Origin of the sequence: Candidatus Bathyanammoxibius amoris, from assembly GCA_024451685.1 — a bacterium.
Taxonomy (GTDB): domain Bacteria; phylum Planctomycetota; class Brocadiia; order Brocadiales; family Bathyanammoxibiaceae; genus Bathyanammoxibius; species Bathyanammoxibius amoris.
Window position 1 is genome coordinate 1 of record JAMXCW010000019.1, and the last position, 25,642, is coordinate 25,642.

Consider the following 25,642-nt stretch of genomic DNA (forward strand, 5'->3'; position numbering starts at 1 on the left):
ACCGGTCTTACCCATGCCGGTGCGGTCGGCTACAATTTCATTCAGGAAAGTCAGGTCATAGTGGTTGATGATGACGCCTATTGTCTCAACACCCCTCCTGGAGGTAATAGGCGCGGAAATATCTATTTCATTTTTATCAAGGAAAGGAGAGATGTAGGACTTGCTAATATAGGGTCTATTGTAGATACTATCCGTAGCTTGCGTAAATATGTCCTCGTTGGATATATCCCGCCCAATCATCGCTTCACTGGTGGATGCCACGACTATGCCCTCCCTGTCCACCACCTCTATTGCAACGATGTAAGGGTCCAGTGGCATCTTGTTTAACAGGAGGTGTTTGTTCAGCACCCTGACGGCCCTTTGTTCGCGAATCCCTCCCCACTCGATTTCCTCGAGACTGTCTCTAATGAACCCGTCGGAGCTGAAGTCTACGGTCCGTGCCCTCTTGGCATCCACAACCGAAACGGCGGATATCTTTCTGGACGCCGCGACCGACGTCATCCACTCAAGCGTCTCTTTCCTAATCGTACTTCTTGCGTGGAAGTAGCCCAGTGACGTGATTATGGTGATGGGTATGAGCGAGATGCAGAGGGTAAATATCAGCAATTTGCCTTTTATTGACCGGAAGGGGTTTATTTTACGAGTGCCCGTGTGTTGTGTGTAAGTGCCTTTGCCTACGCCACTTACGGGGGGGGGGGGGGGTGAAGACCTGTTTAAAAATCCGCCTTTAGATGAAGTTCCTTTTTGCATAGCTCACCAGATAACTTACAAAACAGGAATGGGAAGAGACCTGTTTACAAACATGTCTCTCAGATACCATTAGAGCGGCCCTCCGTCCGAACGGTACCTGCGGAATTCGGTGAATTTTACAGCGTAACGCAGATAGCCACAAGTAAAATAGCTGCGGCTAAAGGTGCGCTCCTGCTATTTGCGCAACGTGGCCTAATCTGATAGAATGCGAATCTTGATATCGGCCTTAATTCCCTGACATATCTGTCACTTATGAAATAACAAATAAATGAAACCCGCCAAAGATTTTCCCGCATCTGAGTCAGTTAATGCCTTCCGGGAGATTATCGGCTTTCTCGTGGGCGACGGCCGGGAAGGAGCCTGCGGAATAGATATCTCCAAACAGTTCCGTCCGGAACTGGAGGCTGACCTCCACGTGCACCAGAACATTAATGCCGCCTTCTTGATAGCCCTATGCGGCAAAAACCATTCCGGCTACGAAACGGCGACGGAATATCTGAAGGAGATGGAGGAAAACCCTCTCTGCAGTCACATGGCCGCGTTCTACAGGGAAGGCCTCTCTCTCTTAACAGATGAGTTTAAAGACCTTTGTTCAACCAGCGGCGGTAGCGTGGATGTGGCAGACATAACACGCATTATAAAAAACAGCAGCGTCTCATCAAGCGAGCTGCGGGAGGGCATATGGGGACTATTTCATCCTGAGGCCGTCGGCATCCTGGAAAATAAAGAAGCATACACGAAGTCGCTGAGAGAGAGACGTAAAATCCATATCCGACAGCTAAATCCAACACCCATCCAGGACGTGCCGGGTGAGGTCCTGTTCACCGCAAACGCGCTCCTTACGGTCCCCCCGCCGGGAAAAGGCTTCGAGGACCTGGACATAGGGCCAGACCTCATAAGCACCCTGAAAGAGGCTATGGTAGAAGGGCAGCACTTCTGGTACGACCACCCGGTATCGATAGGGACAAGACCCGAAAACAACGAAATCCTTTACGGACTCAGAAACCTCTCAGACTCCCTTCTCTACGAAAAGAAACTGGGAAACGTAGAGAGGGACAAAGAGCTGACCTGTGTGCTCTCCGCCTCTGTCACCCATGAGGGACTCCACCCGATAGTAAAGGAATACATAGAAGGGGAATTGCAGAAGTCTCATAACCTGCCGGGACTTAAGGTCTACCTGTTTACGGAGGCGGATACGGGGAAGCTAATCCACCAGGTACTGGTTCCCGCGGCCGGGAAATATCTCCCCGGGACAAAAGACCCGGCCGTCTTGTTGAGGGAGGTGGTGGGCGTTGACGGCAGATATGGGCGGCACTACAGTTTCCTCAAGGCGGTGGCCGCCTTCTGGCAGGTCTTTATCGACCACGGGTTCAGGGCCACGTTTAAGATAGACCTCGACCAGGTCTTCCCGCAGGAAAATCTCCTGAAGGAGACGGGGAAGACCGCGTTCCAACACCTTATGACCCCCCTGTGGGGCGCGGAGGGCACGGATACAGAAGACAACCCGGTCTACCTCGGGATGATAGCCGGCGCGCTCGTCAACGACCGGGACATACACAACTCCGTCTTTACCCCTGACGTGGAATACCCGTCACCACCCTTTAAGGGTGAAGACACCGTCTTTTGCAGCAAGCTTCCTCAGGCGCTCTCCACAGCGGCCGAGATGATGACAAGGTATCCCGATGGAGACGCGGGGATTGACGGCACAAGCTCATGCATACACAGGATACACGTTACCGGAGGAACCAACGGAATCCTCATAGACGCCTTGAGGAAATACCGCCCCTTTACCCCCGTCTTCGTAGGAAGGGCGGAAGACCAGGCCTATTTGCTTTCTGTCCTGTTTTCGCGGGGACAGGAGCCCGCCCTTCGTTACGCGCACAAGGACGGGCTCATCATGAGGCACGATAAAGAGTCGTTCGCCGGAGACGCCATACGCGCCGCCGCCACGGGTAAACTGGTGGGCGATTACCAGAGGCTCCTGCTGTTCTCCCACTACGCGAGACCGCTGCCCTGGGGTATGAACCGTATTAAAGAGGTCACAGGCCCCTTTACCGGCAGTTTTGTAAGCCGCCTGCCTTTAACCATAGTGTACCTCCGCCTTGCGCTCAAGGCCGCCGCTTTCTTCGCGTCAGGCAGTGAAGAAGACGCACACAGGGGATCTGAAATCATGGAACTCGGCGTAAGGAGACTGAGCGCCACCATACACGACCTCTCCGGCAAAGACGGAAGGACTTTGGACGAAAAATACGGGAGTGAAAAGGCGGCGTGGGACCTGTATTATGACATCCTTGACCACGTGGAAGCGGGTATTAAATCCAACGACCCCTTCGCCCTGGACCTCAAAGAAAAGGCAAAACGGCTCATCGAGGACACAAGGATTGCCACTTGTTAACCAAGCGAACACTACCGTGTAATATGGTAAAGGCAAGGAGATTTAAAGCGGCGGCAATGGGAGGGTCTTCCCGAAAGGGGTGTTACAGATGGCGGCTTAGGGCGTCATGTGTCTTTCGTTCTGTTCCAGTTCAGATTCTGTAATCTTCACAGGTGTGTGGCGCGGCCAGTGGGTGTCTGTCCCATCGCTCCGTGCGCCCTTATCATTATCATCATCATCATGCGTTCTTTTCCCACCACAAACTTCTTCCCATCCATCAGACGGTATAAATAGTCCGCTATACCCTCTGCCGAGTCCTTTATATTATTTGTCCCCCTCTTTCTCATCTTCCTCTTCTTTTATTGTCTGTATCATCTCCTCTACAGACTTCTTGAAATCAGGGTCTTCATTCATGCGCTGGCTCAATTGGGTATATCGTTTGACGGTTAAGCCCTCGTGTTTGACAATAGAAGTTGTCTTTTTATAGGTTTGCACTCCGCTCCCTTCCGTAGTTTCGTGAATGGCTGCCTGGACTTTAATAAAAGCGGCGGCAAATGCCTTCAATTCCCCGGCTTTTACCTCATTAGCCGTTATTTTATTCGGGCGGTCTTTTTCCTTCTCTTCTCCTCCATAGCTGACGGTGGAGGAGATTATCAAGAGAATCCCATACACTATGAGAACGTGTCCGGTCAAACGCAACGAACGCCCCGTATGATAATTTGCCACCTTCAACACCTCCCCGCGTTCTGGTACTCCCTTTGCTGGCTAAATACCCCGACAGCGTAAGAAAGTGCCTGACGGAGTTGGTCCTCGCTTATCACCTGCGGTTCATATTGTTCCCCCAACACAGTCCGCATGTTTATCGTATCAAACCATCTTTCCTCAGACAAATAAGGGAAAAAGTCCTGGATCCTGTTGTGGAAATTACTTTCCAATTTTGAAAGAAGCTTATTATTCGTCTCTTCAAATGCCTTACCATTCTCTCCTTCAACCATCTCTATCTCTTTGATGTCTAGTTCGTCCAGCACTATCTCCAACAGCTTCCGGCAAGAAACAGGCTGGCTTGTCAGATGAAGGGTCAGGCTCATACTATCGTCACTTTCGCGAATCCTGAGAAACGTTTCCACTAATCTGTCCAGTGAAACCACGCTCAGATTGGCCTTCTCGCTGCAAGAACGATTTGAAGGCAAGATTAAACCACTCCCCTCCCTTGCAAAGAACAGATGCTTTAAGCGGAAGAGGATATTAGCAAATCCATAATATCCGCTAAACCTGCTTATTATGCCGCCTCTTTGAAAATCACCCAGGACAACGCCCAACCTGTGGATTGTCGTGTTACACCAAAGGGGGTTCTTGCTTTTATCTCCAAGCAGGATCTCGGCCTCACACTTGGTCTCCTCATAAACATTGTGGAAGCCGTAATCTTTACTAATGTCGTCTTCGTAGATTATCCCTTCCTTCTTCCCGCAGACGTAGGCGGAGCTAAAGTGGTGGAACCTCCCGGCACCCAGTAACCCGGCAAGTTCAAGAAGGTTTTGGGTACCGCCAACGTTGGTTAACCGGGACTGTGAAGGGGTCTGCCCGAAGCCCAAATCGGCAGCACAGTTCACCACCTCTTCTACCTCTTCTCTTAAGTGGTTCAGGCTGTTTCCAGACAAACCACAGCAGGGTGATGACTCAATGTCTCCTTCAAAGACATTTAATGCCTCAAGGTTGATATCGTTCCCGTAAAAGGAAAGGGCATCTCTAACCCTTTGCTCGGGCGTTTCGTCTTTTCTTCCCCTAACAAGAAAATAGACTTGATGGCCCTCTTGCAGGAGCGCCAAAGCAACTGCGCTCCCAATAGTGCCGGTCCCACCTGTTAGTAGAATTCCTGCCATGTTAGAATCTTCCCATACAGTGCCCCCATAGTCCGCCAACTGTCATAATCGGCCCCCCATTCCAGTTAGCGGCCACAACTCTATACCCGCCAGTATAAATAAGCCGTAATAATAGTAGATTATCGGTCTATTGTAAAGTGTATGCTTTTGCCAGGGGCTGTGGAGAGCAGATCCCTCCATGACCCCTGTTTATCTGAGGGTGTCTGGGCGTGTTTACTTGACAGTTACTTGACGGTCTGTAGTTGACTGACTGTGGGATTAGTGGATGGCTCTACACCTCTGACATGGGGTAAAGGGGGTTCTTGGCCCACGTGGTATATGTAAAAGGCCCTTCCAAAACTGTGGGTAATACATAACAACATTAAAACCGGACCGGTTTAAGAAGGTAGATATCACTCCTTTTGCTCCCCGCATCCGCGTAACTCAGGTCGGGCCACACGCTCTCTTCTTTACGTTGAGCATCTTATTGGTAATATGACTGCTGTCAAGTTTTGTTCCGACCAGCACAGAGTGTCCCACTGTCTACATTCTGGGCGAGAATACATAAAGCCTCTGCGGTTCATCACTTACGACATACAGAAAACCGTCGTTATCCATTGTGAAACCTTGCGGATTTGGAACATCTAACTCAAAACTATCTACAAGCGTACCGTCCTTTGTAATCTCTATTATCATATTTGGGTCGTGAGTCAAAATGATCAGATTACCCGTCTTCTTGTCCATACTCACGTCTGCCAACTCCTCAGCGTCTATATCAAAGTAACTCTCAATCTCGCCATCTAGCGTAATCTCCAAGATTGCTGTGGGGTTTTTCTCGTTGGCTATAAAGAGGTGCTTGGTCAACGAGTCATAGGTAACACCCTCAAACCCGTAGTTAATGTCCTCTTCACCGGTCTCCATGGTAACTCTAATGGTTTTGAGCAGCTTGCCATTCTTGTCTATCTCAAGTACAGACCTCTTTCGTTCTTCGGTAACAAACAGGGTCCCTTTGTCCGTATTTTGTGCTATGCCTTCCAGGTCTTCAGACTTGAAGCGGATTTCTCCAAGGATGTCCTCCCCCCGTTTTTGGACCTCGTATATCCCGCCGCCGCTATCCTCGACTACCCATAGACTGTCATTGTCGGGGTTATAGTCTATGCCGGAGGGCCGGACCCCTATAGTATAGGTCTCTATGAGGTCATATTCTGTGGCAGATACGAGGCTTGTAAGCGATTGTGTGACAAGTATGACGGCAGAGATAACAAGAAAAGTGTTCTGTTTTAGCTGTCTTGCAGATATGTAGGACATCATCCTTGAAACCCTCCTTAAAAACAGGATTTTAGACACAACGCCTAAAAAAGTCTAGTCCATAATTCCAGCCCAATAGATGTCGTCGGTCCTTATGAGGAAAGTGGAGACGAAGGGATTCGAACCCTCGACCTCGGCAATGCGAGTGCCGCGCTCTCCCGACTGAGCTACGTCCCCATCTTCAGTTTCCGCAAGCACTTAAATCCCTTATACTATATTTTAGTACATTATCAAGTCACATTTTGTGTATCTAGTTATCCTCCATACAATTAAGGAGTTATGGCTGCCTTTCCTGTTGGCACTAGACCGTATAGATATTTGACACCTTATTCGAGGAAAAGTGCTTGTAGAGAGACGGCGCAGGGGGTATAAGATGCTCGATCCATGGGGCAAAAATTACAGGGCTAACTTATAATACTGGTACTATGAGTGGGGGCAGGTCAAGTGGATAAACCAATATGAAAGAGAAGCTTATAATTGCTCACCGTGGGGCTTCTGCTCACGCAAAGGGAAATACTATTGAAGCCTATCAAAAAGCTATTATGTTCGGGGCCGATATGATAGAGACTGATATTAGAAAAACGAAAGATAATATTTTTATTACCTATCATGATGCACACATTCAAGGGACTCCAATAAAAGAATTAACATATGAAGAGGCAAGAAAGGTTGCTGGGAGTCAAGGTTTTGATATTCCTACACTTGAGGACGTTTTGAAGTATACCATTGGGAAAATACAACTTGATGTAGAGTTAAAAGAAAAAGGATATGAAAAAGAGCTTGTAGGGTTACTACTAACATATTTAAAAAAAGACGAATTTGTTATCTCATCATTTAACAATTCTTCTCTGCAAATAATCAAAGACAATTATCCCAGTATAAAAGTTGGTCTAATTTTAGAGAAAGATAGTCATGTAAATTCCACGTTGTCACGACGTTTAGAGGCATTTGACACTTCAAAAAATACGAAGCCGAAGGTAGATTTCTTAGTACCTCATTGGAAGCTGTTAACGCATGGATTATTTGAAAGAGCCATGACAAATAATATACCTATATTTATTTGGACAATTAATGATAGAAGTTTGATCTGGACTTTTCTTAATGACGAGAGGGTGCATGGCATAATAACAGATAAACCAGATTTAGCTGTTTCCTTAAGAAGTCAACATACTTTCTGACTCTGAAAAATCCTCAGGTCTGAAGTCCTTGGTATCTTAATCCTATATGATGGTTTCCCAGGCTTAAAACATTTGACCAACACTGATGCAAAGCATCGACCTGCCGCCGCTTAAACCGGTCCAATTTTAATGTTAGTATTTTGAGCAAATAGGACCATCTTAAGTCTCACCGTTACAAAAACCCCGATTTCGGAGCACTGCAATATGCCCATAATATACAAACAAAGTGGGGGTGCTACCGGTCTACCTACTACCAGACAAAAGTGCTTGTAGATACGACTACAAGCTATCTCCACTGAACCTGGACGTCATAGGTGGGGTGCATCTTCAAGCGCGTTGTAAGTTCTTCCGGCCTTTCACCTACCAGGCCTTCAAGCGACATGTCGCCCATGCCCTCCTCATGCAAATAATGCAGATAGCCGATGTCTTCAGGGTCTATCCCCATGAGCCTGGCGCCGAGTGCGTCTGCCTTTACCGGATCGGTTGAGGCGATGGCCATGTTCATCCTTACCAGGTCGCCCTCTCCGGGCCCGCTGCCCTCCATTCCATAGAGGCCGTCCAGCACCACCAGGTCAGGCCAGACCATCCTGGCCATAGATGCTATGTTCTTGTGTATCAGCTTTACCCCGCCGCGGTAAGAGGGTACGTATCGTATCACCCGATTCACCAGTCCCATCGCGTACCGTCTAAGCAGTGAGATGGCCCAGGTAGGGACGTAATCGAATATCGTCTTGCTGCCGTTACCATTGGTGCCTGCCCCCTTTACGCCATGTATCATAGACTTGTCGCACTGCTTGATAGCCCCTACCATGTTCTTTATACCGAGGGTTGCGATGGCATAGTTGTGGGTCTTGGGCAGGTTGACTGATATTTTATAATCGAAGTCCTCGACCACGTGTTTTACCACACCTATGGCCGTGGGGCCTCCCAACGTGCTTATTTGAAGAGGAACACACTCTGAGAAATCTTCTATGCACTCCAGCCTTACGTTCTTGAACTCCGTTTCTAATTCCGTGTAACCGAACCGCTCAAATACATCCCTTGTGGTCGAACCGCCGTAGAACGCCCCGGCACTGCCTTCGAATATGACGACCTCCTTCCCGGCGAAGTTGTCAAAATGTTTCGCGAGGAACTGGATGACACACCTGACCGCCTCAACGTCGGTGTTTCCCCTGGGGTCGTCGGCAGAGAGCAGGTTGGGCTTTATCAGTATCCTTCTTTTATCCTTTATTACGTCCAGGTCCTTTTTGATAAGCTCAAGGGCCCTGGTTATATTCTCCGTCCTGTCTTCACCCTTTACCAGTGATGCTAATCTGTTATCTTTCATAGGCTTACAATTATATTTTGCCTGTGTGTGAAGTGCAAGGCAAAAGCGTTTAAACGAGAAGGGGCACTCTTGAAGAGTGCCCCTTCAGCCTTAAACTACCGCCTTAATTTAATACCCGGTGGGCTTCGACTCTATGTCTAGCCCTTGTGTTATGACTTCAACCTCAGTAACGGTGAAACCTGCTTCCTGCACCGCCTTCTTGAGGTTCTTGTGGTCGGAACCCTTTGTGACCTTGACGTCGGCTCCACCGCTCTCCCAGCTCACTTCAACCTCCTGTACCTCAGTAAGTTCACTGAGCGCGGTCTTTACCTTCGCCTGGCAGGCTCCGCAGACCATCCCCTCTATGTCCATGTGAACGACCTCTAACTCCTCGGCTGCCATTACCATTGAGCTGGAAGACACCAGTGCCCCAACGGGTAAAGCCGTAACCAAACTCAATACGGCGGCAGCGATTAACAACCTTCCAATTACCTTCATTTTTGTCACCCTCCAATTCTTCCATTTTAGATTAACAAAAACATAAAAAGGGAAGCGCGTAAGCGCAACCCCGCCTAAACCCTCTCAAAAGCCTTCAAGAAGGTATTAAGTTCGTGAGACGAGGCGCCGCATACAACCGCGTCTCCCACGTCGACCATCATCAGGTTCGTGTTTTCAGACGCCACGCTTACGGAGCCCTTGTTGCTGTCTAACAGGTCTCTCGCCCGCGGGAAGTTTTCCAGGTCTTCCTTGCGCAGGACGAACACCGAAATCGGTTCACCGCAGCACCGGTACTCGAGCAGGGCCAGCTCCACGTCTCCCACGTAATACGGCCTGCCTCCGAGCAGTTCTATATCGTGTCCGCCTATGTTTCCTGACCGTGGCAACCGGCCTGGAAGGGCTGTCTGCTCAAAACCCTTCGGCCAGACCACGTCTCCTTTGACAGTTATTTCGTCGCTCAAATACCTTTCGTGGACCTCCTGGAGGGCCAGGGCAAGGGTCTTGACCTCTGGCGTTTTAACCCAGAAAAAGAATATAGACAGGCCAATGACCAGGGCCACTGCGGCAACCGCCGGGACAAACCATCTCAGGTTAAACCATCTCCCGCTAACGCTCTCCGGTGTATCGTCCGCGGTATGGACACTTCTCTGGACTGTATTCCACATATGCTTAGGCATTTGTTCTTCCCTCAGTTTTTCCGCCAACAGTCTCTCTATCTCCTGCTCCTGAGAGAAACGCGTACGGCAGTCCTGACAGCTCTCAAGATGGCTTGCTATCTCCACGCAGGTCTTGGTATCAAGTTCTGAGTCCATGTACGGGCCCAGGTATTTTATGTATTCCTTACACCTCACCGGTATCCTCTTTGCCTCGCATACTCGCTCAGTGACTCCCGCAACTTCGCCCTGGCACGAAAGATATGGCTCATAACCGTCCCAACGGGTATGTCCAGGAACCCGGCAACCTCTTTATACGTAAAACCCTCTACCGTCTTTAAGAGAAATGCCATACGCTCTTTCGGACCAAGTGAAAGCAGTGCCGATTTCACGCGGTCTTCCAGCTTCTCAAACAGCGCCTGGGGGTCCTGTAGCACCGAACTGTAAGCCGACTCCCTTTCCAACGCCTCCAGGAGATTCACATCCTGCCATGAGGCCCTGAACTGGACGTCCCTCTTAAACTTCTTGTTATAATTAAATATCTTGTTTATCAGGTGGCGGAACATCCAGCCCCTGAAGTTCGTTCCAGTCTTAAACCTGTCGAACCCGTTGTAGGCAGAAAGGATGGCCTCCTGGAGCACGTCTTCAGCGCTGTTCTTGTCCCACACAACGTGCAGGCAAAAACGGTAAAGGCTGTCCCTGTACTCACTTAGGAGACACAAGAACTCTTCTGTCTTTTTGCGGTCGGCTCTTGGCACGTTGCCCCTTACCTACTTGTAGAATTCCCAGTATCACGGCTTTTATTTCATAAATAATTAGAGACCTCTGAAAAACCTTACACAACTGTCATTCTGAGGGAGTGTAGCGACTGAAGAATCTAGACTCTTCGCTGGCTCCTTCGCTTCGCTCAGGACTTCGGCTCAGAGTGACACTTTGTGCCAGATTCTCGCCTATGCGAATCCGCGCCTCTGACGTGACTTCGCTGCCCCTACGGCTCAGAAGGACATATGGTATTTGGGAACCTTTTCAGAGCTCTCAAAACATAAAAAAACCCTCCTTTGACGGAGGGGCAATTGTATGTTTATCTCTCGCGCCTGCTCGGGCGTTCCACTACTTCGTTATCATTCATCATCAAATATTGATGTTGATCCTACAACATCATCCTTTTTCCAATCCTTGTAAGGGTCCTCATCAGATTTCTTCTTTTCACGCTTCTCCACCTTACTGGCAAGGTACGCCCTGAAACCCGCCTTTTTTACCGCACTGATTAAGCTGTCGGTGTCTGTGCCCTTTTTCACGGTCACAATGGCCCTCTCGTTCTTGAAATCTACGAACACCTTTCTTACGCCCTTTACCCCGTTCAGTGCCTCCTTTACCTTCATGGTGCTTGCGTAATTCTCCATCCCCTTTATGTTCAACTTAATCTTTTTTGCCGCATACGCGGAAGAAGGGCCGGAAACAGGGCCAAGGTCAACCGCCGTCACCAAAACAAAGACACATGCGAACACCGCCGCCCTAGCTGCCGTTCTCATCCAGTTCCTCCTATATATTTACCTCTTATCCCAAACGGGTTAACTTAGATAATCTTCCACAACGCGCCAAAAATTGCAAGGCCCTTCTGGGAGTTCATAAATGCGGAAGGCCCCCTGTTCCAGGGGGCCTTCCACCTAAGGCCAGCCGCCTGCATGTCTTAAGTGCCACATCCATGCGTGCTTATCTCTTTTAAGACTGCAAGCGGACTGGTAAAAAAGAGGAAATTGAAAACACCTTTACAACGAAAGTTCGAAGTCTATTTTTGCCTCCTTATTCGGCTCTATCTTTACCTTCCTCTTCTGGGCCTTGAGGTCTTTCTTCTTGAAGGCCTCATGCCAGATTCTTAACTTGTATTCTCCGGGAGGTATATTCGTCATCTTGTAGCTGCCGTCGGCCCCGGTCAGGAAAAAGTACGGATTATCCCGCACCACTATCCACGTACTCATCCATTTGTGCACGTCGCAACCTATCTTTACCACCTCCCTATACTTGAACTCCTTTTCAACAGGCTGACCGTCTCCGGGTATACTCTCATTGAACGAGCTGTTCTTCATGGAATATGAATGGAGGTTGTGCATCAAGGGATCGCTGTTTTTCAGCTCAACCATGCTCCCCTCACGAATAATCTGAACGTGAGGTATAAACGTGCACTCCTTCTGGCCCAAAGTAAAATGTTTTTCAACCATCCGCTTCTTATTTTCGGGAGACACGTCCGCAAACTCCCACTTCTTTCCCTTCTTGACTTTTTGCAGGTATACCACCGCGTTCTTTATCCCTTTACCGCCATTATCCACAATCAGCTTCTCAAAGTATTTGGGAATGTGTACAGCACAAACCTCCAGGTCTTTGTCAACGTTAATCTCTTCGGGGGCGGGAATGTCACCGGCAAATTTTACGACACCGCTTATAGTACCCCCATCGGCCACGTCTATTTCCTCATAGGCGCCATAAGCGCAGGGCAGATAAGCCGGACAAAGTGTCAAGACCCCCAATACCATCAGCACAAAGGTCAAAGAGATTCTTGTAAACATGTCTTACTCTCCTCTAGATAATCTAAACCAAAGCGGGTTCTGCTGTATACTTTCAGCCCCGGTTTTCTTTCATAAACTCCTGTTGAAGCAGCGGGGGTATTTCATAGCGACAGACCTTGCAGGAACGTTATATGCCACCTTCCTTACTCCTACCCATTTCGGTTGTCGCGGGCATGGCCGTAAGCAGGTCACCGGGGGCCATTATGAGGTCTTTTATGGCTTCTACCTGCTCCTCAGGCTTTCCCGGGAAGATATCCTGAAATTCACCCCACGGAAACTTGGGCATCTTTGTCCCCACCTGAACCCTCTGGGGGTTTGTAAGCCAGTTGCGAATCCAGCCCGGTCTCAGGCGGATACGGGCCAGCGAGAGGTCCGGCGCCCAGCCGGCGGGGTCTCCCTCCGGCTTTATCTCCCCACGAACGTGGCAGGAGCCGCAGTTTACGTCCTTTGAATCCATCAGGGCCCTGGCCTTGACGTAATGCTTCGGATCCTTGGCACATTCTGCGTCCATGTAAGTCTGTTCCCTCTCCACCAGCCTCTCATAAGGATATTCCTGGTCATCGTTCAGGGCAAAGAACTTGGCCAGTACGCCCGCCTCTTCCTTGGACAGGCCAAAGGTAGGCATCCTGACAGTCAGCCACGGCCTGAGGTAATAGGGTGACTGTACAAACCTGAACAGCCAGGCAGGTTGGACCCTTTTCCCCTCTCCGTAGAGGAATGGGGGAGTGAAGACGCGGGCCTCTTCTTGCACCAGGTCCTCTTCCTCCTCAAGCCATTCAATTATAAAGGGAACTATCTCCCCGCCTATTGTCGGTATACGCTCTTTTATCTCATCAAGTTCTACCGCAATGTTCTCTCCCAGTTTTTTATCCAGCTCAGGGTAGTCGTGCCATAGTTGGAAGAACAGGGTTTCGTCCTCTTCCACTTTTGCCATCCCCTCAACCTTTGTGCCGTCTTCAAGTGTCAGTTTCTCCAGGGTGAAGGGATGGCAGCCAACACAATTATACCTCCTGATAAGGAAGGTGCCGTCTACCACGGCCCTCTCCTTCTCGGAGAGATGACGCTTAAGCCTTGCCGGCACATTCTCGCCTGTCAGGCCCATCATAAAGGTTACAAGGGCCTTTAACTCTTTGTCCGTAAGACTCATGTCGGGCATCCGCAGCATATCGGCCGGATTTTTATACTTGCCCTTATCAAAGACCCGTGGGTCCTTTAGCTTCACGGTAAGCCATTTCTTACGCGACTGAGAGACGTTCTCCCTCACGTACTCCTGACCAATATCATGTAAAAGCTCGTGTTCCAGCAGGGCAAAATCGAAACGCTCCACGGTCTTGAATCCCTCTTCGGACAGATCCGCACCAACCTTGCCCCTCTCCTCCAGGCCCTTAACCGGGTGACAACCGAAGCAACCATAACGGGTGATGAGCTTAAAACCCTTCTCGGCCCTTTGCGGGTCGCCCAAGTCAACCGCATCGGTATTGGGTTCCTCTTGCCTAAGAGTAGAGAGATAGGCGGCTATCTTATCCGCCTCCTCCTTATCCAGACGCAGGCTGGGCATACGGCCTTCAGGAAAATATCTCTTGGGGTCTACAGTCCAGTTAGAAATATACTCCGGCCTCACCTTCTCACCCACCCTGCTAAGGTCAGGGGCGAAATGGCTGCCCTTATCACCGATCCTGTGGCACCCCAGACAGCCTTTGGTCTCAAAACTGGCCTGGCCCTCCTCTACCATGTTCCCATAATCCTCGTCGTCCTCATCTATCTCCAGAGGCCCCCCTGAAGGGCTCTCCTCGGTTATTTGCCACAGATACGACGCAATGTTTAACCTCTCTTCCTCGTTCAGGAAGAAGCGTGGCATCCTCGTGTCTCCCCTGAATTCCCTCGGGTTGTCGAGCCAGCCATCAACCCAGCCCGCAAAAACCTTCACGTTAAGTTGGTCCAGCCTGGGCCCTATGAACCGTGTCGCATTTTCCCTCTTTAAAGCGCTCACCGAGTGACAGCCTATGCAGCCAACCTCGTGAAACAGCTTACGGCCTAGTGAAAGCATCTCCGCACCGGGGACATCGACCTCGTAGTCGTGACACTTGAAGCAGGCGGCCTGGGTATATTTCCCACGCAGCATCGGGTAGTTCCAGTACTCCAGCTCGCCGTGTGCCTTATAGGCGACGGCAGTGGCATAACCCTGTCCCCTGTGGCATGAAGTGCAGCCAAAGGTCTCTACCGGATGTACGTTCATAATGCCCCTCTCACTCAGCCCTGGACCAAGGGGTGGGAGCGTAACGACCATGGGATGTGACCTAAAGGGTTGCGGAACGTCGTCAAACCCCTTTCTGTTCACACCCGCGTGGCAACTGTGGCATCTGTCTACCATCCCCAACTCGTCGTTCACTACCTGCTTTATATTCACCCTCTCCTTTTTCAGCGCCTCGCGGAAGCGTTGTATGCTCGCAATGCGGGACTGATACTTTTGTAATTTCTCTTGAAGCGCATCCTTCTCTCTGGCCATCCCGGCGAGTTCCTTCCTCAACTCCTTCTTCCTCACCTGATTGGCAGCCATCTTTGCATTGATTCTCTCTATGTAAGGTTCCTGGACCTGGGCCTCAAGCAGCAGTTTGCTCTTCTTGTCACCTGCGGGCAGTTTCTCCATCACGTACACAATAGACTGATATTCACCGCGGTGTAATTGCAACTCATGGAGTAGCTCGTTAATCTCTGTGTCCTTATCTTGCAGTTCTTTGACCTTTGCCTGTCTCTCAGGATCGTCTTCAAATGCCTTGAGAACCTTCCGATATTCCTGGTTCAACTGATTATATTCGTCGCTTGTCAGGACGGCCTGTGCTTCTTCCAGGTCTTTCGTAGATTTCTTATCTGCAAGCGTCAGGAACTGCTTTTGATAGGTCTTCCAGGGCCGCCTGCCTACTACCTCATCGTAAACGGCCCACAGGGTGCTGACCACCAGAAAGAGTACGGAAAAGACATAGAGCTTTGCGTATGATTTTTGTTTAAGTGGGTCTTTTTTAGCGGGCATTTATCTTTTTCAAATGTTTAACCAGGGTGTTACCAGGATGTATTTGATGGAAAATACCAGACGCATGACCATCTTTATAGGGAGGGCCATCATAGTCCAGAAGAAGAAACAGACTATGCCAAACCGGATGAGGCCAAGTTGCTCCAGCGTCTCGCTCTTGCGGCCCTTGAGCCATATGTATGGAAGCAGCATGCCAAGTGCGTAATAGCCCAGAATTGTCGCCAGCCCTATAACAAGGGCCGCCGAATAAGACTTCAGAGTCACCATGCCTGTAATCCCGGCGAGCCATTCGTTCAGGTTGATGTTAACCTCCGCCACCACCCTGTGCGGGTCCCATTCCTGACCAGGCCAAAAGAACATCCACCCCGGCCCACGGCAGAATACCCCGATAACTATCTCCAGCACCCAGAGGAAAAAGAAACCAAACCAATATGTCAGTATGGCAAACCTCCTCTCTCTGAAGGTATAGTAACCGTTGCCCTTTGGGTTAACATCCACATAAGGAATGGTTAAAAGACCGACTATGATAAAACTGGGCAGAATCACACCGGCAATGTAGGGGTCAAAATACACCAGCATGTCCTGCAGCCCGAGGAAGTACCAGGGTGCCTTCGAAGGGTTCGGCGTGAGTGCGGGGTTCGCCAGCTCTTCCAGGGGTGCATCAATAGGTACCGACCATATCAGCAGAAATGCCATGACGATAATGGCACATATAAACTCCAGCTTGACCAGATGAGGCCAGGTGGGCACCATTTTCGGCAGGCCCTGTTCCTCTTCCGGATACATAACGTCAATCATGTCCACCAGGTTCTCTTCCTCGGCCTTTTTCTTCTCCTTTATATCGTCGTTGCCCTCTTTTCTTCGACGGGCAGCCTCCGCCCTTATGCGGTCGTTCTTTATACCGAGGGAAAAGGAAAGCCATCCGAAGAACAGCACAAGGACGAGCATTATCACAATCGGTATATTGTCGGGTTTACTTGCTATATGCCAGATGTTATGCCACATAAAGATTTTGTCCTTTTACTATTATTTATAACGGTCCCGCGGAGACGCTGTCTTTTCTTGTCCGCCAGAAGTGAACAGCCAGAAGGATTATTACTATCATCGGCATGGCCACACAGTGCCACACATATGCCCTCAACAGTGCGTTGCCCCCCACCACGGAACCGCCCAGAAGCGCAAACCTGACATCGTTAAAGGCCGTCATACCAAGCTGCTCCCCGAAGGGCCCCTCGTGCCCCATCAGGGGCGTGGCCCTGGCCATGTTTGTTCCGACCGTTACGGCCCAGAAACCAAGCTGGTCGTCAGGAAGCAGGTAGCCGGTAAAGCTGAGCATCAGCGTTAATACAAGCAGTATCACTCCCACTACCCAGTTAAACTCCCTTGGCGGCTTGTAAGAACCCGTCATGAAGACACGCGTCATGTGCAGCCACACGGTTATTACCATAAGATGCCCCGCCCACCGGTGCATATTCCTGAGAACTATCCCGAACGGCACGTCGTACTCAAAATATTTCATGTCCTTGTAGGCATTTATCTTGTCCGGGTGATAGTAAAAACAGAGGAACACGCCCGTAAAACAAAGGACCAGGAACAGCAAAAAGGTGATGCCGCCCATGCACCAGCTATGGGAAAGCTTCAGCGAGTGCCTCGTCACATAGGACGGGTGAAGGTGCAGGAATACGTTACCCAGGATGGCCAGGACACGGTTTCGCGGCGTATCCGTGAATTCCCTGCGGAACATCGACCTGTATATCTGGGACTTTAGGATTTGTTCCTTAATCTTTTCTATCTGTTCCGAAATCATCGCAGAGACTTTCTCCCAGGAAATCAATCAAAATCCAGGCGAGAGCACCGGGTGTCTTCAGGCCCTCAAGAAGGCGCCCGGCTTTTCCCACTCACCACGCTCTCGCCTGAACACAATACTTTTATAAACAACGATCTGTCCGTCCTCGGCAAGGCCCAGCTTGAGCCTCTCCAGGGGTCTGGGAGCGGGGCCTTCATAGTTTACGCCTTCCTTGGTGAAGCCGCTGCCGTGACACGGACACTTAAATTTGTTCTCACCCTCCCACCAGACCGGCGTACAGCCCAGGTGGGTACACTTTGCCAGAAGGGCATAAAACCCCTCCGTCTCCCTGACAATCCACACGCGATATTTCTGCTGAAACCTGATGTCCACCGTCCCTACGGTAAACTCCCACGGATAACCAACTTTGAACGTCATTGGCGGTTCAAAGAGGGTTCTGGGAAAGAAGAATCTCATAAAAGACACTATCCATATCAACTGAAAGAGCGCAAAACCGGCCCAACCCAGCTTAACGAGAAAACTCCTGCGACCTTTAGAAGTGTCTTCCTCTGGTTTAGAAGCAAGAGCTGATTTATCCACCAAGGCATGCGCCGTCTGGTTTTTATGTTCCGTCAGCTTTTTTTCCTCCATCAGAAAACACCTCTCTTGCCCCTCAAAGTTGTGTTAGTGAAGTATGAACTGCAGGCCCTGACGGGAGCCTTTTTCTTATTCTTTAGGCCCACCCTTAAACGTGAAGTCTTCCTTAGACGGCTCTCCACACTTAAAGGACTCAGGTTCGGGATGTTTCGGGTTAAAAGCGGGCACAGTCACCACAGGGAAAGGCGCCACTCCAAGATGCCTTCCTTCAAAGCTCACAAACTCGTCCAACAGTTTTCCCAGCGTCCGAAAATATTCCAGATGAGTGGTGGCAGAAAGTATTTTAGAAAAGGCACCGACCCAGGCACCTAAATGACCTTTGAGGAACTTCCCCTGGGCCTCTCTGCAGGTCCCTGCGTTTCCCTCTTCTCCACTTCTCAGGGCATGATGCTCTTTAAACGTAACCACATGCATAAATTCCAGCTCTGTCCCTATGAAATCTACCAATGCCTTTTCTTCCACTGAGATCTTAAAACCAAAGGCATTGTAGAACCCTGCGATATCCGCCAGCTCCTGGCCCTTCATGAACACGTGGCTGGAGCAAAACTCCGTCTCGTTGTGGGGACACATCAGGCCCATAGAAAATATCCTGTTGTACTCACCTTCCATGTCTATAACGTCGAGCGAACGCACTTCTTTCTCTATCGCCCCGCAAAACTCATTAACCGCGGCAACCAGCTCTTTCTCCTCCGGGAAGAAAGATGCTGCCATTTTGAGGCTTGCCGCAGTCTCGCCGCTTTTCAGCTCTACCAGGTAATCTTCCGTGGGGTAGGCAAAGGCCGCCGCTAAATGGCTGTAGATTGTACTCCTGGCCTGAACAACCTCCTGCGTCCTGTCTATAAGCTGCTGTTGTTCCACTTTAAACCTCATCCCTTTTATCATGGCAGGGTGTACGAAACACACCCCGCAATTTTATTACGTTATGTTCAGATGCTTCTCCGGCCTTACGATTACAGGCTCCTCTATAGGCACGGTCATTATCTCCTTGCCGCCTTTGTCATAGGCGGTGATGGCGTCGGTATTGACCTTGTACGAGAAGATAAGCTTCTGCGTCACACCGAAGAGCTGTAATATAGAAAGCAGCTCGTGAGAAGGCTTTTTGTACCTCGCAATCGCATCTTCCACACCCGGGCCGAACATCTGATACAGATACTTCCTCGGCGCCCATCTGGGTGGGATATAATAGATGTTAGGCTCCGTCCCAAACTGCGGATATAAAGGCAATGCTACCTTCAACTTTCTCACCAGGGTATGAACCGGGCTGTCAGGGTCATCAATCCAGCCCTGAAGACGAATCTTACCCACGCAGGCGGAGATACACCGCGTTACCATAGCACTACCCTCTGTCAACGGGTCTTTACCCTCAAGCCTCGGATAACAGGCGATGCACTTCTCCGAGACCCTCGTATTGCCGTTGTACATGGGCTTCTTGTACGGACACTGCTCCACACACTTCCTGTAGCCCCTGCACCTCTTCTGGTCTATAAGGACGATACCGTCTTCCTGCCTCTTATAGATGGCCTTCCTGGGACAGGCCGCCAGACATGCGGGATAGGTGCAGTGATTGCATATCCTCTGAAGATAGAAGAAGAATATCTCGTGCTCAGGCAGTGAGGCACCCTCTAGAAGGCCGTCTTCCCTGTGCTTGGGCTGACGGTTGGCCGTATCCTCATAAAAGTTGGGGACTCGCCATTCCTTGTCCTCCGGTATATAACCGACGGCCTGCTGTCCGCTGGCCTCTATGCTGTTAGTGGCCTTTTCAAAGAGCGTGTCACCTTTGTAGACACCATAAGGCCCCTTCTCGTCGTCCTTTTTACCTGTGTCCCAGCCCTTCTGCGGCCCCAGGGTCTCTAGTGTCTTAACGTCCCAGGACTGGGGATATCCGCCGAAAGGCTTGGTCTCAACATTGTTCCACCACATAAACTCCTGGCCTTTATTAAACGTCCAGGCGCTCTTGCAGGCCATGGTGCAGGTCTGACAGGCTATACAGCGGTTTATGTTAAAGACTGCGGCAAACTGTCTCTTGGACCTTTTCTCCTCAAAGGGATACTCCATCTCACGGCCTAGCTGCCAATTATAGACTTTCGTCATTATTGCTCCTCCTCCTACTCCTAATGATTCTCTTTGTCGCCCAAGTGTGTATGCCTGTTAGACATAGAACTCACCTTTGAGATATCTCTTCATATCCTCACTCTCCCTTCCGGGAGTGTGTCCCGTCCTGGCAGGGTCCCACAGGCCCCTGCCCTCTATGCCTCCGTCCTCAGCCTTCGTTATCCTGACCAGGGTCTCCTTCGGCGGCGTATTGGGGGCATGTACGTCTATCTCATAACCCTTTTCGATATGCTGGCCCGCATCGTTCTTCCTGACCAGACTATCGGTCATCATGGTTGGCTGGAGCCAGCCCCTTGTTATGGACTGGTGAGAGCCATATCTAAAGTTCGACTGGTAGCCGGTATCCGCAGAGACCGCCCTGCCGTCCGCCCTTGTCTCATGGGCAAACACGGTCTTCCATGAGGCCATCCACGGGGCGTGCTTCATCATGGTCACACCCCTCGGGTACGACGGGTTGTACTTTACTCTCAACATAAGGCGGGAAATCTTGTAGAAATCGTCTGTTGGTTTCCAACCCATGTATGGCCTGTCTTCTTCGTTAGCGTCACACCAGACGTAGTCACCGTCATTTATGCCCAGTTCTTTTGCGTCATCCGGGTTCATGTGAATCTGGTGCTCACCGACGCCCGGAGTCCTTTTATCCATACGGTACGGGTCGCCGTAGTTTGAATCCCAGATAAGGTTCCAATCGGCGACAGCCCATGAAGAGTGCACCTTGTGCCTGGTCTTCGGCGTCAGACAGTAGAACCTGTAGCCCTTCTCCCAGAGCGGGTTCTTAATGTTCTTCACCTTGGACCACGGCAACTTTACGTTCCTGACTGAACGTTCATCCGCGCCGGTGGCGTCAAGCGGTATGCCGTAGTCATTGGGTCTTATGGCGTCATGGGTCGCCACTATCGCGTTGGGCAGGTAAGGCGTCGCCTCGACCGGTTCACGGTATACGACAAGGTTTTCACCGTATTCGATGAACTCGTCTTCGTCGCGGTAGAACTCAAGCCTGCCTGTCTTATTGTACATGGGCTTGGACTCGTTAATCTGTTCCCATGCGGGTATCCTCGGATAAGTACGGAAGAGCATCATCGATGCCTTTTCCTGTTTGATCAGTTCGTCCAGCTTGTAGCCCGCGGTCGTGCTGCCGGCATCGAGTATACGCTGCAGGTAGATCTCCGACTTTCCTTCCAGAGTAAACTTGTAGTGCTTTCTCCAGTGCTCGACACCCGTAAGCTCGGTGAGCTTGGCGGCTACGTTCGCCAGGACCTCATGGTCCTGTCTGGTATCGTAGATGGGGTCTATACCCCCCGTCCATGCCTGCAGGAACGGGTTGGAGCAGGAGGCTGCCACCTCCGGACTGGTAAATTCCATCCAGCTGTGCACGGGGAACACCAGGTCCGCATACTCACAACTCCCCGTCCACTCCCAGTCCTGGACCACGATCATCTCTTCCCTCGGGTAGACGTTCTTAATCATGTTGAAGGCCCACTTGGCGTTATTCAGGTGGTTGTCGTTAATGTGCCATTCCACCTTGGTAGGCGTGGGCATATGCGTCTTGCCGGTGAAGACCTTGCCCTTGACCTTGAGGATGTTCTCCCCGTAACCCCAGTAAGCGGGCTCTTCACACGACATGAATTTCTTCCTCTTAATATCGCCCGGCTTGGCGTCCGGGTTGAGGTTCTGGTTAAAGGGGTCTTCATATATTACGACTCCAGCGCCGGGAAATACGCAGCCCTTGTAGTTGCCTGCCCAGTGTCCCGGGTTTCCGCCCGACTTGCCGATATTCCCTGTGAGTGAGAGAACGAGGAAGTTTGCCCTGTCCTTCATGTCACAGTGGAAGTAGTGGTTGGTGCCCTCGCCGGTATGTATCTGGGCCGGCCTTATAGTGGCAAAATCCTTCGCCAGCTGCCGGACCATCTTCTCGGGGCAGCCTGTAATGTCCTGCACCGTTTTCGGGTCGTACTCCTTTGTAAGCTCCGAATAGAGCTGGAATACGGGCCTGACTTCAACCTCTTTGCCGTCCGTGGTCTTGACCTTGAAGCTGCCATTGAGCGCGGGGTCTATCCCCATTTTCTTAAAGTGCTGACCAACGTCTTCTCTGGTGATGACCTTGGGGCCGTTTGACTTCGTGTCCCAGACAACGAAATCTCCCCACTCTTCCCTCATCTCAGGGTCTATTATCTGGACGGTTTTACTGTAACCGTTAAGCTCCTTGTTCTTGTAGCCGCTTATTATGTCGCTGGCCTTCAGGAGCTTGAGCGTATCCCACCTCATCAGCAGGGGCAGGTCGGTAAACTCTTTTACAAACTTCTCATCATACTGCTTTTCTTTTATCAGTATGCCGGCCACGCCCAGCATAAGCGCGACGTCGGTACCCGGACGAACCGGCATCCAGTAATCGGCCTTCTGGGAGGCCGGACTGTACTCCGGCGCGATGTTGACTATCTTCCCGCCCCTCTCCATAATCTCCACCCACCAGTGTGCGTCGGCCATCTTGTTCTCTATCATGTTCTTCCCGCAGAAAACGATCAGCTTTGCGTGGCGGAAGTCATTTATCTCCGGGTCGAAGGTCTGAACACCCGTCACCATCGGGTGTCCCGGTCCCAGGTCGCCGTGCCAGGTATAGGTAGACCATACCCTTCCGCCGGCCTTCCCGTCATAAATACCCATCATGTTTGAAAAGCGGCGAAGGGCGGACGCGATACGCCCTATCCCGTTAAGACCGATGGTGGGACGGAACTTCATCGTCCTGGCGCCACTTCCCTCCACGGCCTCTATCATCTCCTCGGGATAACCCTGCTCCCTCAATCTCTCCGCGCCCTTGGCACCGCCGTAACGCTCCATCACCCTCAGCAGACCCTTGGCGGCAAGCGTAGAGGCGTAGTCCCATGAAACCCGCTGCCAGGAATCCCTGCCCCTGCGGAAGTATTTCTGCTGGTTCTCGGGTGTCATCGGGTCGGGGAAGCCGGCCTCTACCCACTCAACCCAGCCCTTGCGGGCCATCGGGTATTTAATCCTGTAAGGACCGTAAACCCTCCTGACCAGCGTGTAACCCTTCAGACACCCTCTGGGGTTCCACATGGGGGAACATTTGTTGCCGTAGAGGTCGGTGACCTCGTGGCTGTCGTAGTTCTGCTCTGTCCTTGTGACAATGCCATTTCTCACAAACGCCCTCAGGCGGCATATATGTGTATCGTTCGGGACGCAGGCAAAGGTAAAGCTGCGGTCGTATTTATACTGGTCCCTGTAAACGTCTTCCCACTTTCTGTCCGGATAGTGTTCAAGGGGATTCATTATGTCCTCCTGCGCCGCCAGATGACGCAGGCGCAGGGACGTTACCATAGCACCACCGGCTGCCGCACCGGTATATCTCAAGAAGTCGCGTCTGGAAATATCCATTGTCTACTACCCTCCTAGTATAACTTTATCCACATAGGCCGTTCGCCCATGAGAGACGAACTACCTGAATGTTCTTTCGTTAAAATTTTAGACTGTACCACGTGGAAACCGCCTTTTGTCCGTTCCTGTCCCCTCTCTCGCCATGCCACACCGCAAAGGACATCGGTATTGAAGAGCCTTTCGAGAACTTTATGTCATTCGACCCCGCACAGGCCAGCGTACGCTTGAAGACGACACGCCAGGTACCCTCAAAGTAGATACCCTTGCCCTGTACGTTCTGACCGGCCTCACCCTGTGAGGCAAGGCTTCCGAAGCCGATGGCGTTTATGTCTTCTACCTGAGACGGGCGATGCTCCTGCGAAAAAAGATTGCCCACCGCGCGCCCCGACATAAAGACCTTGTCCTGCAGTTCCTTCGTGTGAAAATAAGTGTCAACATGCATGCCGGGATAGACGTGTCTTATTTCCACATAGTGTCCCTGGTCCTGCTGCCAGTCGGCCTTCCAGTGCCAGATATTAACTGGAATGTCTTCACCGGTCCTCTTCTTTGAATTACCCATACCGATGAAGGGGAACTCACCCGTGGGTGAGAACATCACGGCACAGGCGTCCCTGAAGGTCTCGCTCTTCTGGTTAATCAGGTCCTCCCTGTCGTCGTCCCATTCAAGCAGTATGGCAAGCTCCTTGTCCGTTTTAAGCGCCCTGACCCGCACGTGCATTGGAGATATCTCCGGCTGGAACAGTTCTTTTAAAGGTATCTCGTGCACCGTGGCGTCATTCCAAACCTCGTCGTATGGATTATCGTCCGGGATTTTTTTGCTGGTATGGTCAACCGCCACGCTCAGGTCTGAGGGAAGCTTCACCACCTTCACATCGGGGTCCCTGAGGGAAAGCACGTACTGCACCACCAGCCACCGCTCCTCGTCACTCAACTGGTCACCGGAGAAGGCCGGCATCGGCGTGCCCATCAGGCCGGTGGCGAACCTGGTGTATATGTCTTCCGGGGTGTCGCCACCCTTGAAAACACCCTTGGTAAAATCTCTGACCTTGATCGGACGGTCCCAGTCATCCACCTGCTCATCGGCCGAGGGTCCGTCTCCCACACCGAGCCTGCCGTGACACTTTACACATCCCAGCTTCTCGTTCTCATACATCGCCTTGGCCTTCTTAGCGGTCTCAGGACCAAACGACGGTGGAGAAGGCACATTTATAGGCGTAGGCGTTCCGCGAAGCTCAAAGAGGTTGAAGGTCTCGTCATCTTCCTCATCATAAAAAACGGCAAGCGTCTTCACGTACGCGATTGCGTTTCGACGCTCATCCTCCGGGATATAACTAAATGCGGGCATTGAGGAACCGGGTATGCCGTTTGTCACGGTCTTAAGAAGGTCGTCATCCGTGGGCATCTGCCCGGTGGGAGTAGAACGGAGCGCAAATTTCCCGACGGTAAGATCTCTGGGCTTGGGGTAAAGAAATACGGCGGCCCTGCCCTTCCCGTCACCCTTCTCGCCATGACAGCCCAGACACCTCTTCTTGTACACCGCCTCTCCCGCTTCCTTATCGCCACCTGCGTAGCTGTTAGAGGGGATGCCGAGGCCTGACAACATAAGCAACCCCGGTACAACACAGACACTCAGCACCTTGCGTAGATACATCATCCGGCTCCTCCTATTTCCCACATTTATTAATAAGTCTCAGACCCGACCTTCCCGGCTATCAAGGCCCGTTGACTTGCATACGGCTTGTCTTGCCATTACAGGTATATTACAACAATCACTTCAAGCAGCACTATAAGTTACACTGGATGCTGCAATTACGGCATCCTGACATGTATATAAGCAATTGCCATACCATTTACAGTGCGCGCGCCAATACACCACTAAAAACGAAAGGAGGTTGTATATCACCTTGCGGATGCTGTAATTAAGGGAGAGGAAAATTTGGGATAAACATGAAGGTCGACAGGGGCTGTGTTGCATACAATTCATAAAAGCGCTTATACAACACATAAATCTTGTTAGTTACACAGGTTGAACCTGTGGCCATAAGTACACACCCTTGTGTACCCAGGTGTGCGTGTTAGTGTTAAGCGTGCGGCTGTGTGGTGGCAAATCGAGAGGCGTTTACTGGCACTAAAACCAGAATGTGCACGAAAGGCTTGGGTAGAGAATTTACAAGCATTA

General features: G+C 50.9%; 21 protein-coding genes and 1 tRNA gene. 2 read left to right on the top strand and 20 right to left on the bottom strand.

The genetic code is table 11. From position 1 onward, the window contains the following. A partial coding sequence (locus tag NOU37_09035) for a hypothetical protein (GenBank protein MCQ4575373.1) occupies positions 1-606 on the bottom strand: 606 nt, incomplete at its 3' end. A gap of 412 nt (positions 607-1,018) precedes the next feature. Between NOU37_09035 and NOU37_09040 the strand changes: the two genes are divergently transcribed. Then, entirely contained in the window at positions 1,019-3,145 is a 2,127-nt protein-coding gene (locus tag NOU37_09040) for a hypothetical protein (GenBank protein ID MCQ4575374.1), read from the top strand. Positions 3,146-3,291: 146 nt separating this feature from the next. Here NOU37_09040 and NOU37_09045 read toward each other — a convergent pair whose 3' ends face one another. From NOU37_09045 to NOU37_09065, 5 genes are all read right to left on the bottom strand, one after another. Continuing rightward, positions 3,292-3,471, bottom strand: coding sequence for a hypothetical protein (locus tag NOU37_09045; protein MCQ4575375.1), 180 nt, complete (start codon positions 3,469-3,471; stop codon positions 3,292-3,294). Then, positions 3,449-3,850, bottom strand: coding sequence for a DUF4168 domain-containing protein (locus tag NOU37_09050; protein ID MCQ4575376.1), 402 nt, complete (start codon positions 3,848-3,850; stop codon positions 3,449-3,451). Before NOU37_09050 ends, NOU37_09045 begins: the two co-directional genes overlap by 23 nt. Before the next feature lie 2 nt (positions 3,851-3,852). Beyond that, a complete protein-coding gene (locus tag NOU37_09055) occupies positions 3,853-5,004 on the bottom strand; it encodes an SDR family oxidoreductase (GenBank protein ID MCQ4575377.1) in 1,152 nt (383 codons plus the stop codon). Between the two features lie 522 nt (positions 5,005-5,526). Then, the gene (locus tag NOU37_09060; protein MCQ4575378.1) at positions 5,527-6,294 is read right to left on the bottom strand and encodes an SdiA-regulated domain-containing protein; all 768 of its coding nucleotides are present in this window, start codon (positions 6,292-6,294) and stop codon (positions 5,527-5,529) included. A 101-nt stretch (positions 6,295-6,395) separates the two neighbouring features. Then, positions 6,396-6,468 (bottom strand) — tRNA-Ala (locus NOU37_09065). A 281-nt stretch (positions 6,469-6,749) separates the two neighbouring features. Here NOU37_09065 and NOU37_09070 point away from each other — a divergent pair. Beyond that, positions 6,750-7,469 carry a glycerophosphodiester phosphodiesterase gene (locus NOU37_09070; GenBank protein ID MCQ4575379.1) on the top strand — a complete coding sequence of 240 codons (720 nt, stop codon included), beginning with the start codon at positions 6,750-6,752 and terminating at the stop codon, positions 7,467-7,469. Positions 7,470-7,755: 286 nt separating this feature from the next. Here the strand turns inward: NOU37_09070 and NOU37_09075 are convergent, their stop codons facing one another. The 14 genes from NOU37_09075 to NOU37_09140 form a co-directional block, all read right to left on the bottom strand. Beyond that, on the bottom strand, positions 7,756-8,796 hold the full coding sequence (locus NOU37_09075) for a DUF362 domain-containing protein (protein ID MCQ4575380.1): 1,041 nt from the start codon (positions 8,794-8,796) through the stop codon (positions 7,756-7,758). A gap of 108 nt (positions 8,797-8,904) precedes the next feature. Then, the gene (locus NOU37_09080) at positions 8,905-9,273 is read right to left on the bottom strand and encodes a cation transporter (protein MCQ4575381.1); all 369 of its coding nucleotides are present in this window, start codon (positions 9,271-9,273) and stop codon (positions 8,905-8,907) included. Positions 9,274-9,347: 74 nt separating this feature from the next. Next, the gene (locus NOU37_09085; GenBank protein MCQ4575382.1) at positions 9,348-10,124 is read right to left on the bottom strand and encodes a zf-HC2 domain-containing protein; all 777 of its coding nucleotides are present in this window, start codon (positions 10,122-10,124) and stop codon (positions 9,348-9,350) included. Next, positions 10,121-10,684, bottom strand: coding sequence for a sigma-70 family RNA polymerase sigma factor (locus NOU37_09090; GenBank protein ID MCQ4575383.1), 564 nt, complete (start codon positions 10,682-10,684; stop codon positions 10,121-10,123). Before NOU37_09090 ends, NOU37_09085 begins: the two co-directional genes overlap by 4 nt. Before the next feature lie 363 nt (positions 10,685-11,047). Then, positions 11,048-11,458 carry a cation transporter gene (locus NOU37_09095; protein MCQ4575384.1) on the bottom strand — a complete coding sequence of 137 codons (411 nt, stop codon included), beginning with the start codon at positions 11,456-11,458 and terminating at the stop codon, positions 11,048-11,050. Positions 11,459-11,695: 237 nt separating this feature from the next. Then, on the bottom strand, positions 11,696-12,490 hold the full coding sequence (locus NOU37_09100) for a carboxypeptidase regulatory-like domain-containing protein (protein ID MCQ4575385.1): 795 nt from the start codon (positions 12,488-12,490) through the stop codon (positions 11,696-11,698). Positions 12,491-12,617: 127 nt separating this feature from the next. Continuing rightward, positions 12,618-15,518 carry a c-type cytochrome gene (locus tag NOU37_09105; protein ID MCQ4575386.1) on the bottom strand — a complete coding sequence of 967 codons (2,901 nt, stop codon included), beginning with the start codon at positions 15,516-15,518 and terminating at the stop codon, positions 12,618-12,620. Between the two features lie 9 nt (positions 15,519-15,527). After that, complete coding sequence (locus tag NOU37_09110) at positions 15,528-16,523, bottom strand: cytochrome C (protein MCQ4575387.1); 996 nt, start codon at positions 16,521-16,523, stop codon at positions 15,528-15,530. Positions 16,524-16,548: 25 nt separating this feature from the next. Beyond that, positions 16,549-17,325: a cytochrome b N-terminal domain-containing protein gene (locus NOU37_09115; protein ID MCQ4575388.1), complete on the bottom strand. Its 777-nt coding sequence runs from the start codon at positions 17,323-17,325 to the stop codon at positions 16,549-16,551. A gap of 57 nt (positions 17,326-17,382) precedes the next feature. Then, positions 17,383-17,955, bottom strand: a complete 573-nt coding sequence (locus NOU37_09120) for a ubiquinol-cytochrome c reductase iron-sulfur subunit (GenBank protein ID MCQ4575389.1) — start codon at positions 17,953-17,955, stop codon at positions 17,383-17,385. Positions 17,956-18,030: 75 nt separating this feature from the next. After that, the gene (locus NOU37_09125; GenBank protein ID MCQ4575390.1) at positions 18,031-18,831 is read right to left on the bottom strand and encodes a molecular chaperone TorD family protein; all 801 of its coding nucleotides are present in this window, start codon (positions 18,829-18,831) and stop codon (positions 18,031-18,033) included. A gap of 45 nt (positions 18,832-18,876) precedes the next feature. Further along, positions 18,877-20,052, bottom strand: a complete 1,176-nt coding sequence (locus NOU37_09130) for a nitrate oxidoreductase subunit beta (GenBank protein MCQ4575391.1) — start codon at positions 20,050-20,052, stop codon at positions 18,877-18,879. A 57-nt stretch (positions 20,053-20,109) separates the two neighbouring features. Next, the gene (locus NOU37_09135) at positions 20,110-23,463 is read right to left on the bottom strand and encodes a molybdopterin-dependent oxidoreductase (GenBank protein ID MCQ4575392.1); all 3,354 of its coding nucleotides are present in this window, start codon (positions 23,461-23,463) and stop codon (positions 20,110-20,112) included. Positions 23,464-23,542: 79 nt separating this feature from the next. After that, a complete protein-coding gene (locus NOU37_09140; protein ID MCQ4575393.1) occupies positions 23,543-25,117 on the bottom strand; it encodes a c-type cytochrome in 1,575 nt (524 codons plus the stop codon). Positions 25,118-25,642: the final 525 nt, after the last annotated feature.

Coding starts and splice junctions, on each gene's coding strand:
- NOU37_09040 (MCQ4575374.1), top strand. CDS start 1,019: ATGAAACCCGCCAAAGATTTTCCCGCATCTGAGTCAGTTAATGCCTTC.
- NOU37_09045 (MCQ4575375.1), bottom strand. CDS start 3,471: ATGAGAAAGAGGGGGACAAATAATATAAAGGACTCGGCAGAGGGTATA.
- NOU37_09055 (MCQ4575377.1), bottom strand. CDS start 5,004: ATGGCAGGAATTCTACTAACAGGTGGGACCGGCACTATTGGGAGCGCA.
- NOU37_09060 (MCQ4575378.1), bottom strand. CDS start 6,294: ATGATGTCCTACATATCTGCAAGACAGCTAAAACAGAACACTTTTCTT.
- NOU37_09070 (MCQ4575379.1), top strand. CDS start 6,750: ATGAAAGAGAAGCTTATAATTGCTCACCGTGGGGCTTCTGCTCACGCA.
- NOU37_09075 (MCQ4575380.1), bottom strand. CDS start 8,796: ATGAAAGATAACAGATTAGCATCACTGGTAAAGGGTGAAGACAGGACG.
- NOU37_09080 (MCQ4575381.1), bottom strand. CDS start 9,273: ATGAAGGTAATTGGAAGGTTGTTAATCGCTGCCGCCGTATTGAGTTTG.
- NOU37_09095 (MCQ4575384.1), bottom strand. CDS start 11,458: ATGAGAACGGCAGCTAGGGCGGCGGTGTTCGCATGTGTCTTTGTTTTG.
- NOU37_09100 (MCQ4575385.1), bottom strand. CDS start 12,490: ATGTTTACAAGAATCTCTTTGACCTTTGTGCTGATGGTATTGGGGGTC.
- NOU37_09105 (MCQ4575386.1), bottom strand. CDS start 15,518: ATGCCCGCTAAAAAAGACCCACTTAAACAAAAATCATACGCAAAGCTC.
- NOU37_09110 (MCQ4575387.1), bottom strand. CDS start 16,523: ATGTGGCATAACATCTGGCATATAGCAAGTAAACCCGACAATATACCG.
- NOU37_09115 (MCQ4575388.1), bottom strand. CDS start 17,325: ATGATTTCGGAACAGATAGAAAAGATTAAGGAACAAATCCTAAAGTCC.
- NOU37_09120 (MCQ4575389.1), bottom strand. CDS start 17,955: ATGGAGGAAAAAAAGCTGACGGAACATAAAAACCAGACGGCGCATGCC.
- NOU37_09125 (MCQ4575390.1), bottom strand. CDS start 18,831: ATGAGGTTTAAAGTGGAACAACAGCAGCTTATAGACAGGACGCAGGAG.
- NOU37_09130 (MCQ4575391.1), bottom strand. CDS start 20,052: ATGACGAAAGTCTATAATTGGCAGCTAGGCCGTGAGATGGAGTATCCC.
- NOU37_09135 (MCQ4575392.1), bottom strand. CDS start 23,463: ATGGATATTTCCAGACGCGACTTCTTGAGATATACCGGTGCGGCAGCC.
- NOU37_09140 (MCQ4575393.1), bottom strand. CDS start 25,117: ATGATGTATCTACGCAAGGTGCTGAGTGTCTGTGTTGTACCGGGGTTG.